A 10,954-nucleotide genomic window follows, 5' to 3' on the forward strand; every position below is an offset into this window, starting at 1 on the left:
CCCCGCGACGGTGCGACGGCTCCACCCGTACAGCCCGAGGAGCGCAGTCATGGCCAAGCAGGCCCCGCAGAGCGACCCGGTGCAGGACGCCCCCGAGGTGTCCGCGCCCCAGCACGCGGCCGCCGGCCTGCCCGCCGTCGGTCACAGCCTGCGGATGGCCGCCGAGCAGATGGGCGCCCGGCGCACCCTCGCCACCCTGCGCAAGGTCAACCAGCCGGACGGCTTCGACTGCCCCGGCTGCGCCTGGCCGGAGCCGGGGAAGACCCACACCGCCGAGTTCTGCGAGAACGGCGCCAAGGCCGTCGCCGAGGAGGCCACCGAGCGCCGGATCCGGGCCGAGTTCTTCGCCGCCCACCCGGTCGCCGACCTGGCCGACCGCTCCGGCTACTGGCTGGGCCAGCAGGGCCGGCTCACCGAGCCGATGCTGCTGGACGAGGGCGCCACCCACTACACCCCGGTCTCCTGGGACGACGCCTTCGCGCTGATCGCCGAGGAGCTGCGCGCCCTGGACACCCCGGACGGCGCCGCCTTCTACACCTCCGGCCGCACCAGCAACGAGGCCGCCTTCGCGTACCAGCTGTTCGCCCGCCGGCTCGGCACCAACAACCTGCCGGACTGCTCCAACATGTGCCACGAGTCGTCCGGTTCGGCGCTCACCGAGACGCTCGGCGTCGGCAAGGGCAGCGTCAGCCTCAAGGACCTCTACCAGGCCGACCTGATCATCGTGGCCGGCCAGAACCCGGGCACCAACCACCCCCGGATGCTCTCCGCGCTGGAGCGCGCCAAGCGGGCCGGCGCCACCGTGGTGAGCGTCAACCCGCTGCCGGAGGCGGGCCTGGAGCGGTTCAAGAACCCGCAGAACGCCCGCGGCCTGGTCGGCCACGGCACCAAGCTGACCGACCTCTTCCTGCAGATCCGCCTCGGCGGCGACCTGGCACTGTTCCGCGCGCTCAACCGGATGATCCTGGAGGCGGACGGCGTCGACCGCGCCTTCGTCGCCGAACACTGCCACGGTTTCGAGGAGTTCGAGGAGCAGGCCGGGAAGACGGACCGCGACGAGGTGCTCGCGGCGACCGGTCTGCCCTGGGAGCAGATCGAGGAGCTCGGCCGGCTGGTGCTGGCCTCGAAGAAGATCATCGTCTGCTGGGCGATGGGCCTCACCCAGCACAAGCACGCGGTGCCGACCATCCGCGAGGTGGTCAACTTCCTGCTGCTGCGCGGCAACGTGGGCCGCCCGGGCGCCGGGGTCTGCCCGGTGCGCGGGCACAGCAACGTCCAGGGCGACCGCACCATGGGCATCTTCGAGCGGCCCGCCAAGGCCTTCCTCGACGCGCTGGAGAACGAGTTCGGCTTCGAGCCGCCGCGCGCGCACGGCCTCGACTCGGTGGACACCATCCGCGCGATGCGCGACGGCAAGGTCAAGGTGTTCTTCGCGATGGGCGGCAACTTCGTCGCCGCGACCCCGGACACCGAGGTCACCGAGGCCGCGATGCGCCGCTGCCGGCTGACCGTCCACGTCTCCACCAAGCTCAACCGCTCGCACGTGGTCACCGGCGCCCGCGCCCTGATCCTGCCCACCCTGGGCCGCACCGACCGGGACGTCACCGCCGCCGGCGCCCAGTTCGTCAGCGTCGAGGACTCGATGGGCCAGGTCCACTCCTCGCGCGGCGGACTGCGCCCGCCCGCGCCGGGACTGCTCTCCGAGACGGCGATCGTCTGCCGCCTCGCCCGCGCCGTCCTCGGCCCGCGGGACACCCTGCCGTGGGAGGACTTCGCGACCGACTACGACACCCTGCGCGCCCGGATCGCCCGGGTGGTGCCGGGCTTCGAGGACTTCAACGAGAAGGTCCGCCGCCCCGGCGGCTTCACCCTCCCGCACGGCCCCCGGGACACCCGCACCTTCCCCACCGCCACCGGGAAGGCCAACTTCACGGTCAACCCGCTGACCGCCCCCGAGGTCCCGCCGGGCCGGCTGCTGCTGCAGACCCTGCGCTCGCACGACCAGTACAACACCACGATCTACGGCCTGGACGACCGCTACCGCGGGATCAAGGGCGGCCGCCGCGTCGTCCTGGTCAACCCGGCGGACGCCGCCGAACTCGACCTCGCCGAGGGCCGGTACGTCGACCTGGTCAGCGAGTGGACGGACGGCACCGAACGCCGCGCCCCGCACTTCCGGGTCGTCCACTACCCCGTCGCCCGCGGCGGCGCGGCGGCCTACTACCCCGAGACCAACGTGCTGGTGCCGCTCGACTCCACGGCCGACATCAGCAACACCCCGACCTCCAAGGCCGTGGTGATCCGCTTCGAGCCCGACACCGGCGCGGCCGGGTAGGGCCCTTCCCCCGGCCCGGCACGGGAGAGGCCGCCCGGCGTCCTGGGACGCGGGGCGGCCTCCTCCGTGCCGGGCCGTGCGCGGTCAGTGCAGCAGGCCGCCCAGCGGCAGCGTCGCGCTGGGGCTGCCCGGCGCGGGGGCGCTCGCCGAGCCGGTGCCGCTCGGGCTGCCGGTGCCGGAGGGCGTCCCGGTGCCGGTCGGGGTGCCCGTCGGGGTCGGGGTGGGCTTGTCGCTCGGCGTCTGGGTCGGCGTGCCCGTCGGCGTCTGGGTCGGGGTACCGGTGGGCGTCCCGGTCGGCGTGCCCGGGTCGGTCGGCGTCTGGGTCGGGGTGCCGGTGCCGGACGGCGTCCCGGTCGGCGTGCCGGTGCCGCCCGGGGTGGGCGTGGCCGGGGTGCCGCCGGGGGCCGGCGGGGCCGGGGTCTGGTTGGCCGGGCTCGGCGCGATCGGGGTGACGGTGTCCCAGCCCTTCGGCAGGTCCGGCACCTTCCAGGCGCCGCCGGCGTCGTCGGACGCGCCGTCCGGGTCGGGGCGGACGGCGCCGAGGATCGCCATCGAGCCGACCGGCGAGACCTTGATGAACGCACCCGGCCGCGGCGCCTGGACGACGAGTCCGCCGCCGATGTACATCGCGACGTGCGAGGCGTCCTGGAAGTAGACCACCAGGTCGCCGGGCCGCAGCTGGTTCAGCGGGACGTGCGGCAGCTGCGCCCACTGCTCCTGGCTGGTGCGCGGGATCGGCTTGCCGGCGTGCAGCCAGGCCTGCGAGGTGAGGCCGGAGCAGTCGTAGGAGTCCGGGCCGGTGCCGCCCCACAGGTACGGCTTGCCGAGCTGGGCGAGCGCGAAGGCGACGGCGCCGCGGCCGGCCAGCGAGGGGGTGCGTTCGCCCTTGCCGAGGGCCCCGGAGGCGAGGAAGGCGAGCTGGGCCTCGTCGGCCTTGGCCTTCTCCAGCTGTTCGAGTTCGGTGCGCTGGGCGCCGGTGAGCGAGGAGACCAGCTGTTCGACCGAGGCGAGGTCGGCCGTGACCTTGGCCTTGGCGGCGTCCTGCTGGACGACCAGCGCCTGCGAGGTCTTGAGGGCTTCCTCGGTCTGCTTCTTCAAGCCGTCGAGCGCGTCCCGGTCGGCCTTCAGCTTGTCCAGGAACTCGGACTGCGAGCGGCTGGCCGCGGCGAGCAGTTCGGCGATGGTGACGGCCTCGTACGGGTCCTTGGAGAGCAGCAGCTCGGCGTAGGCGGAGGAGGCGCCGTTGCGGTACTGGGCGGCGGCGAGCTGGGAGGCGATGTCCGTCCCGGCGTCGACCTGCTTCTGCTGCTTGTCGAGCTTGCCCTGGAGGTCGGTGAGCGTGGTCTGCTGCTCGGTGACCTTGGCGACCGCGCCGTTGTACTGCTCGGTGGCGGCCTCGGCGCTCTGGTAGAGCCCGTGCAGCTGGTCGAGCAGCGGGCCGAGGGTGGCCTTGGCCGCGGCGAGCGGGTCGGCTCCGGGGGCGACGGCGATGCCGGCGCCCGGGTCGGGTGCGGCGTACGCGGCCTGGGCGGCGACCGGCAGCGCGAGGGCGGCGGCCGCGAGGACGGCTCCGCACCTCAGGGCGGCCCGCACCCAGGGGCGCACTCCTGACGTCTCCGTGCGCTGTGCAGCCCCGCCCATGGGTGGTCCTCCCCGCCCTTGCCCTGCCCTGCCCCGGTGGCGCCGTCCGCGGGCTCCCCGGGGACGATCCCGCAGATCCTCCCACGGGTTACTCGCCGGAAACAGGGCGCACGCGGACCAGGAGGTTAATTCTCGATTGATCCGTCGATCCGCACGGCTGTTGTGAGACAGGTCTCAGCAAACGGGGGCGAACCAGGACGTTCTCCGCTAATGTCCAGCTCAGCGCGGCCCAGGTCACCCCTCCGAAAGCTCCCGGACACCGGTGGGCCACCAGCGGAACCACGATTCCCGGCTCAGTTCACCTTCCGTTTACCCAACAGACCTACGGTCGCGACGTCATCAACGTCCGTGCGACAACTACGACGATTGTTTGGGTATGGAACACATCTCGTTCCTGGTAGCCGTTGTGATCATCACGGCGCTCGCCTTCGACTTCACCAACGGGTTCCACGACACCGCCAACGCGTCCGCCACCGCGATCGCGACCGGGGCCCTTCGTCCGAAGGTCGCGGTCACCATCGCGGCCCTGCTGAACTTCGCAGGCGCGTTCCTGTCGGTGAAGGTCGCCACCACCATCTCCGGTGGCATCGTCAACGAGAAGGCCGGCATCCACCCCGAGGTGATCTTCGCCGCCCTGGCGGGCGCGATCCTCTGGAACCTGCTGACCTGGCTGCGCGGCCTGCCGTCCAGCTCCTCGCACGCCCTGTACGGCGGCCTGATCGGCGCCACGATCGTCGGCGTCGGGATGAACGGCGTCAACTTCGACACCGTGATCACCAAGATCATCATCCCGGCGGTCGCCTCCCCCCTGGTCGCCGGCCTCGCCTCCTGGGGCGCCACCAAGCTGGCCTACGCGATCACCCGCAAGGGCAACGGCGCCGCGACCGACAAGGGCTTCAAGACCGGCCAGATCTTCTCCTCCTCGCTGATCTCGCTGGCGCACGGCACCAACGACGCCCAGAAGACGATGGGCATCATCACCCTGACCCTGGTCTCGGTCGGCGCCCTGCCGCACGGCGCGCTGCCCCCCACCTGGGTGATCGTCTCGGCGGGCGCCGCGATCGCGCTCGGCACCTACATGGGCGGCTGGCGGATCATCCGCTCGATGGGCAAGGGCCTGGCGGACATCAAGCCGCTGCAGGGCTTCGCCTCCGAGTCGGCCGTCTCCACCGTCATCCTGACCTCCTCGCACATGGGCTTCGGCCTCTCCACCACCCAGGTCTGCACCGGCGGCATCATGGGCGCCGGCCTCGGCGGCCCGAAGCCGGAGCTGCGCTGGAGCCTGGTCCGCCGCATGGTCTACACCTGGGGCCTGACCCTGCCGGCCGCCGGCCTGGTCGCCGGCGGGGCCGCCGCGCTGGCCCGCCAGGGCGCCTGGGGCGTCGCCCTGGTCGGTGCCGTGCTGGTGGCCGGTTCGGCCACGATGTGGATGATCTCCCGCCGCCAGCCGGTCGGCGCGGACAACGTCAACGACGTCCCCGAGGTCACCCCGGTCGAGGTCGCCACCACCCCGGCCACCGCCGCCCCCACCCCCGCCTCGACCACGGTCGCGGCCTGAGCGCCGTCGATCGAGGAGCCTTCACCATGCACATCAAGTGGAACGCCCTGGCCCAGACCGCCGGCATCAGCTTCGGCGTCACCGTCGCCGTGGTCGCCGTCTTCGCCCTCGGCATCCTGGCACTGTCCCGCCGGGAGGCCGCGCTGAGCTCCCGTGAGGCGGGCGGTCAGGCGGCCGGCGGCGGCAGGCCGGCCCTGCTGGCCGGCGCGTACGCCTGCTTCGCGCTCTGCGCCTGCGCCGTGGTCTACGGCCTGGTGCTGATCGCGGCGCCGTAAGGCGTCACGGCACCGAGCAACGCCGACGGGCCGGGGAGAGTCCAACTCTCCCCGGCCCGTCGGCGTTCGCGCCCGCGCGTTCCCCGTCCCCGGTCAGCTCTCCTGGGTGGTCCGCAGGGCGGTCTCCCGGATGAACAGCACGGTGACGAAGGCCAGCGCCGCGAAGGGCGCGGCCCACAGGAAGACCGTGCCGACGCCGTGGCCGAAGGCGTCGGTGACCAGCGGCAGGATCGGGGCCGGCAGCTTCGCCAGGTCCGGGATGCCGCCGCCGGAGGCCGCGGCCCCGGCCGGGATGTGGGCCGCGGCGAGGTTCTCGGCCAGGTAGTGGCCGACCTTGTTGGACATCAGCGCGCCCAGCGCGGAGACGCCCATCGCGCCGCCCATGGTGCGGAAGAAGGTGACGACGGAGCTGGCCGCGCCGAGCTCGTGCCGGGGCACCGTGTTCTGCACCGCGAGCACCAGGTTCTGGCTGGTCAGGCCGAGGCCGATGCCGGTGAGCGCCATGTAGAGGGAGAGCAGCCCGTAGTCGGTGTCGGCCCGGGCGGTGCCGAGCAGGCCGAAGCCGATCGCGAGCAGCGCGGTGCCGGCGACCAGGTAGGCCTTCCACTTGCCGTACTTGGTGATCAGCCGGCCGGCCACCGCGGAGGAGACCGCCAGGCCGATGATCATCGGCAGCGTCATCAGGCCGGCCGTCGTCGGGGACTTGTCCCGGGCCAGCTGGAAGTACTGGCTGAGGAAGGTGGTCGCGCCGTACATCCCGACGCCGACCAGCACGCTCGCGATCGCGGCCAGGGTGACGGTGCGGTACTTGAACAGCGACGGCGGGATGACCGGCTCGGCGGCGCGGCGCTCGACCACGACGGCCAGCGCGGCCAGCAGCAGGCCGCCGCCGACCATGGCCGCGGTCTGCCAGGACAGCCACGGGTAGTTGGTGCCGGCCAGCGTGATCCAGATCATCAGCAGGCTGACGGCGCCGGTGATGACCAGCGCGCCCAGGTAGTCGATCTTCGCCGGGCGCTTGACCACCGGCAGCTTGAGGGTGCGCTGCACCACCAGGATCGCGGCCAGCGCGAACGGGATGCCGACGTAGAAGCACCAGCGCCAGCCGAGCCAGGAGGTGTCGACGATGACGCCGCCGATCAGCGGGCCGCCGATGGTGGCGAGGGCGAACACCGCGCCGAAGTAGCCGCTGTACCGGCCGCGCTCGCGCGGCGGGACCATCGCGGCCAGGCAGATCTGGCCGAGCGCGACGACGCCGCCGGCGCCGATGCCCTGGAGGGCGCGGCAGGCGATCAGTTCGCCGGTGTTCTGCGAGAGCCCGGCCAGCGCGGAGGTGGCGATGTAGATCAGCAGGGCGATCTGGAGCAGCAGCTTCTTGCTGGCCAGGTCGGAGAGCTTGCCCCAGATCGGGGTGGAGGCGGTCAGCGTGAGCAGGGCCGCGGTGATCACCCAGGTGTAGGCGGACTGGCCGCCGTGCAGGTCGGTGAGGATGTGCGGCAGGGCGTTGGAGACGACGGTCGACGAGAGCACGGCCACGAACAGGCCGAGCAGCAGGCCGGACAGCGCCTCCATCACCTGCCGGTGGGTCATCGGGCGGTCGTCGTCGACGGCGGCTGCGGCTCCGGTCGAGGCCTGGGCGGTCACGGTCATCTGGGTCCTTCGCGCGGGAAAATTCGTTGCCTTAAGCAACCATACGACCGATAGTTGAGTAAGGCAACCTTCTTCAAGTCCAAGTAAAGCCCCGCCCGACGTGAGAGTTCCGCCACTCCCCCGCGGCCCGTCGGGCCCCCGCCCCGACCCGACGCCCCGTCACCACCAGGCGTTCCTCGTCCGCCACGGCGTCGGCACCGCCCGGCGACCGTGGCCGAGAACCGGCGAGGGAGGTAGGACAAGCGAGTTAGTTCATGGTATTAAGTATCCGTTTTCCGCCGATACGCAAGGAGATGTGGATGACCGCCCCGGGGCAGGGATTCGTCGCCGAACTGAAGGGCGCGGTCACACCGCGTGCGGCACTGCTGGTGATCGGCGTGCTGCTGCTGCAGCTCGGGTTCATCACCTCGTACGTCGGGGCGCTGCACCACCCGGCCCCGCACCAGCTGTCGATCGCGGTGGTCGCCCCGCCGCAGGTCACGCCCAAGCTGGTCCAGGCCCTGGAGTCGGTGCCGGACGAGGCGGTCAAGCCGGTCACCGCGCCGGACGCCGAGACGGCGACCCAGCAGATCAAGGACCAGAAGATCTACGCCGCGCTGGTCGTGAACCCGACCGGCACCGAGGACACCCTGCTGACCGCCGGCGCCCGCGGCACCTCGGCCGCCAAGGCCGCCGAGAGCATCACCACCGCGCTGGACAAGTCCCAGGGCCGCACCGTCAAGGTCGAGGACGTCGTGCCGCTCGCCAAGGGCGACACCAACGGCCTGACCGCCTTCTACCTGGTCATCGGCTGGTGCGTCGGCGGCTACCTGGTCGCCTCCATCCTCGGCATCAGCGCCGGCTCCAAGCCGGCCAACCTCCACCGCCTGCTGATCCGCCTCGGCGTCCTCGCGCTGTACTCGGTCGGCGCCGGCCTCGGCGGCACGGTCATCGCCGGGCCGGTCCTGGACGCGATGCCCGGATCGATCCTGTCGCTGACCGCCATCGGCGCCCTGGTGGTGTTCACCGTCGGCGCCTTCACCATGGCCCTGCAGTGCCTGTTCGGCATCATCGGCATCGGCCTCGCGGTGCTGGTCTTCGTGGTGCTCGGCAACCCGAGCGCCGGCGGCGTCTACCCGGCCCCGATGATGCCGCCGTTCTGGCGGGCGATCGGTTCGCTGATCCCCAACGGCGCCGGCACCAGCGCCACCAAGTCGATCGCCTACTTCGGCTCCACCAACCTGGGCATGCCGATCCTGGTCCTGGTGGTCTGGGCGCTGGTCGGCATCGCCGTCGCCTTCCTGGCCGTCCTGCGCACCCCGCGCGAGGCCGGGCGCGAGCTCGACGCCGAGGCGCCCGCCGCGGCCTGAGCCGCCGCTCCCCCGCGTACCACCGGGCCCCTCGCCGCGACCGCGGCGAGGGGCCCGGTCGTTCCTGCGGGTCCGTGCCTCAGCCGCCCGTGAGCGGCCCCGGGTCGGCGACGATCGCGCGCACCACGCCCACCGCCGCCCCCAGCAGCGGCCCGCGCCGGCCGAGCCGGGAGACCGTCAGCCGGTCCTGCGCCCAGGGCCGGACCGTCACCCGGGCCGCCAGCTCGTGCCGCATCGCCGGCAGCAGCCAGGGCGCCAGCCGGGCGTAGCCGCCGCCCAGCACCACCTCGGCCGGGTCCAGCAGGTTGACCGCCCCGGCGGCGGCGATGCCGAGCGCGGCACCGGCCCCGGCCAGCGCCGCCCGGACCGGCTCGTCCCCGGCGCCGGCGCGTTCGGCGAGCAGCGTCACCCAGTCCCCGCGCACCCCGGCCAGCCCGGCCGCCCGCAGCACCGCCGCCTCGCCCGCGTACTGCTCCAGGCAGCCGTGCGACCCGCAGGCGCAGCGCCGCCCCTCCGGGTGGACGGGCACGTGGCCCAGCTCGCCCGCGTAGCCGCGCGCCCCGCGCAGCAGCCGGCCGCCGACCACCACGGCGGCGCCGACGCCGGCCTCCGCGGAGACGTAGAGGAAGTCCTCCGGGCCCTCGCCCAGCCAGCGTTCGGCCAGGCCGCCGAGGTTGGCCTCGTTGTCCGCGTCGACCGGAAGCTCGGCCAGGCCGTCGCCGACCACGCGCAGCGCCGGGCGCAGTTCGGCGGCCAGCGGGACGTCCTGCCAGCCGAGGTTGGCGGCCCGCTGGAGCACCCCGCCGCTGCCGACCAGCCCGGGCACGGCCAGGGTCAGCCCGGCCGGGCGCAGGCCGGACTCGGCGACGGCCGAGCGCACCAGCCGGGCCAGGTCGGCCATCACCGCGGCGGGTTCCCGGCCGTGGTTGGCGCTCTCCTCGCGCCGCCAGGCCCGGACCTCGCCGCGCAGGTCGACCACGCAGACGCCCAGGTGGCGGACCCCGATCTCGGCGCCGAGGCCGCCGGGCCCGAGCGGGTTGAGGCCGAGCGCGGTGCCGGGGCGGCCGACCTTGCCGCTGGGGGCGGCCGGGCCCTCCTCGACGACCAGGCCGGCCGAGATCAGCTGTTCGGCGAGCGAGGAGACCGCGGCCCTGGTCAGCCCGGTTCCGGCGGCCACCTCGGCGCGCGAGCGGGGGCCGCGCGCGATCAGGCCGAGCACCAGGGCCAGGTTGGCCCGGCGCATCCCCTGCTGACTGGCGGGCCCGGTCCGGACGCCGTCCGGCTCCCCGCGCATAACCTCACCTCACGGTCGTAGGGCGTGTCTTGTGGATCTTGTCGGATGGGCCGCGGCGTCGGGGTGCGTGCATCGCAAGGCGGAGGAGGGAGGCGATGCGGAGCATCGGGCGACCGACGACAACGCGGCGAGGTGCGTGCCCTGGCGTCGCGGACCCGGCAGGGATCCGCAAGACACGCCCTATGGCACATCCCGTGGCATCTCGGGTGCAGCGTAACCGGGTTCCGGCTCCGCGTGCGCCCGGGCGGCGGGGCTGGTGAAGACCCAGCGCCGCATCGCCCAGAAGCGGAACAGCATGGCGACGAAGGTGCCGACCACCATCCCGCTGAGGAAGTCGGCGACCTCCTGCTGGAACGGGTCGACGTACGGCTCGCGCAGGTCGAGGGCGTACCGGGAGAGCGCCAGCGGGATGTCGTTGACGCCGATCGCCACCGCGCTGACCAGGAAGAACAGCAGGGCCTCCGGTCGGCGCCCGTCCGTCCGGAAGGCCCAGCGGCGGTTGAGCACGTAGGAGACGACGGTGGCGATCACCGTCGCCACCGTCAGGGCCACCACCGGCTGGTGCTGCAGGACGGTGAACTTGAGCTCGACGTCGATCACCGTGGTGAGGACGAAGCAGCCGCTGCCGACCGTCAGGAACTTCACCAGCCGGCGGTGCCGCACCAGGAACGGCCGCAGCCGCGCCGGCACCCGGGCCAGGACGCGCTGCGTGGGGGACGGCATCTCCGCAGTGTGGCACGCGGCGGGGGCGGGGCGGCGGGTCCGCCGGTCCGGCCCCGCCCCCCCCCCCCCGCCGCGGCGGCCCGCACCCCGGCCGGCGCCAGGGCCAGCGCCACCCACTCGCGCACGGCG

The 10,954-nt window shown here is 73.5% G+C and carries 8 protein-coding genes; 4 read left to right on the forward strand and 4 right to left on the reverse strand.

Annotated elements, in window-relative coordinates; translation table 11 throughout:
• The first annotated feature begins 49 nt into the window (after nucleotides 1-49).
• Nucleotides 50-2,335 carry an FdhF/YdeP family oxidoreductase gene (locus tag ACFC1T_RS28500; protein WP_375893027.1) on the forward strand — a complete coding sequence of 762 codons (2,286 nt, stop codon included), beginning with the start codon at nucleotides 50-52 and terminating at the stop codon, nucleotides 2,333-2,335.
• 84 nt (nucleotides 2,336-2,419) lie between these two features.
• On the opposite strand, the gene ACFC1T_RS28505 is transcribed toward ACFC1T_RS28500, so the two are convergent.
• Nucleotides 2,420-3,976, reverse strand: a complete 1,557-nt coding sequence (locus tag ACFC1T_RS28505; RefSeq protein ID WP_375893028.1) for an NlpC/P60 family protein — start codon at nucleotides 3,974-3,976, stop codon at nucleotides 2,420-2,422.
• Between the two features lie 376 nt (nucleotides 3,977-4,352).
• On the opposite strand from ACFC1T_RS28505, the gene ACFC1T_RS28510 reads away from it, so the two are divergent.
• Nucleotides 4,353-5,534 (forward strand): anion permease, encoded by a 1,182-nt coding sequence (locus ACFC1T_RS28510; protein ID WP_375893030.1) that lies wholly within the window; start codon nucleotides 4,353-4,355, stop codon nucleotides 5,532-5,534.
• A 26-nt stretch (nucleotides 5,535-5,560) separates the two neighbouring features.
• Nucleotides 5,561-5,809: a hypothetical protein gene (locus ACFC1T_RS28515; protein WP_375893031.1), complete on the forward strand. Its 249-nt coding sequence runs from the start codon at nucleotides 5,561-5,563 to the stop codon at nucleotides 5,807-5,809.
• 93 nt (nucleotides 5,810-5,902) lie between these two features.
• Here ACFC1T_RS28515 and ACFC1T_RS28520 read toward each other — a convergent pair whose 3' ends face one another.
• A complete protein-coding gene (locus tag ACFC1T_RS28520) occupies nucleotides 5,903-7,459 on the reverse strand; it encodes an MDR family MFS transporter (protein ID WP_375893033.1) in 1,557 nt (518 codons plus the stop codon).
• A 299-nt stretch (nucleotides 7,460-7,758) separates the two neighbouring features.
• Here ACFC1T_RS28520 and ACFC1T_RS28525 point away from each other — a divergent pair, with 299 nt between their 5' ends.
• The gene (locus tag ACFC1T_RS28525) at nucleotides 7,759-8,808 is read left to right on the forward strand and encodes an ABC transporter permease (protein ID WP_375893035.1); all 1,050 of its coding nucleotides are present in this window, start codon (nucleotides 7,759-7,761) and stop codon (nucleotides 8,806-8,808) included.
• Nucleotides 8,809-8,887: 79 nt separating this feature from the next.
• Here the strand turns inward: ACFC1T_RS28525 and ACFC1T_RS28530 are convergent, their stop codons facing one another.
• Together ACFC1T_RS28530 and ACFC1T_RS28535 are read right to left on the reverse strand one after the other, a co-directional pair.
• Complete coding sequence (locus ACFC1T_RS28530) at nucleotides 8,888-10,102, reverse strand: ROK family protein (protein WP_375893036.1); 1,215 nt, start codon at nucleotides 10,100-10,102, stop codon at nucleotides 8,888-8,890.
• Nucleotides 10,103-10,282: 180 nt separating this feature from the next.
• Nucleotides 10,283-10,825, reverse strand: coding sequence for a GtrA family protein (locus ACFC1T_RS28535; protein WP_375893038.1), 543 nt, complete (start codon nucleotides 10,823-10,825; stop codon nucleotides 10,283-10,285).
• Between the last annotated feature and the right edge of the window lie 129 nt (nucleotides 10,826-10,954).

The organism is Kitasatospora sp. NPDC056076 (genome assembly GCF_042266305.1).
In the GTDB taxonomy this organism is placed as follows: domain Bacteria; phylum Actinomycetota; class Actinomycetes; order Streptomycetales; family Streptomycetaceae; genus Kitasatospora.

Excerpts from the sequence above, each read along its gene's own strand:
- ACFC1T_RS28520 (WP_375893033.1), bottom strand. The coding sequence starts at position 7,459 with ATGACCGTGACCGCCCAGGCCTCGACCGGAGCCGCAGCCGCCGTCGAC.
- ACFC1T_RS28525 (WP_375893035.1), top strand. The coding sequence starts at position 7,759 with ATGACCGCCCCGGGGCAGGGATTCGTCGCCGAACTGAAGGGCGCGGTC.
- ACFC1T_RS28515 (WP_375893031.1), top strand. The coding sequence starts at position 5,561 with ATGCACATCAAGTGGAACGCCCTGGCCCAGACCGCCGGCATCAGCTTC.
- ACFC1T_RS28500 (WP_375893027.1), top strand. The coding sequence starts at position 50 with ATGGCCAAGCAGGCCCCGCAGAGCGACCCGGTGCAGGACGCCCCCGAG.
- ACFC1T_RS28530 (WP_375893036.1), bottom strand. The coding sequence starts at position 10,102 with ATGCGCGGGGAGCCGGACGGCGTCCGGACCGGGCCCGCCAGTCAGCAG.
- ACFC1T_RS28535 (WP_375893038.1), bottom strand. The coding sequence starts at position 10,825 with ATGCCGTCCCCCACGCAGCGCGTCCTGGCCCGGGTGCCGGCGCGGCTG.
- ACFC1T_RS28510 (WP_375893030.1), top strand. The coding sequence starts at position 4,353 with ATGGAACACATCTCGTTCCTGGTAGCCGTTGTGATCATCACGGCGCTC.
- ACFC1T_RS28505 (WP_375893028.1), bottom strand. The coding sequence starts at position 3,976 with ATGGGCGGGGCTGCACAGCGCACGGAGACGTCAGGAGTGCGCCCCTGG.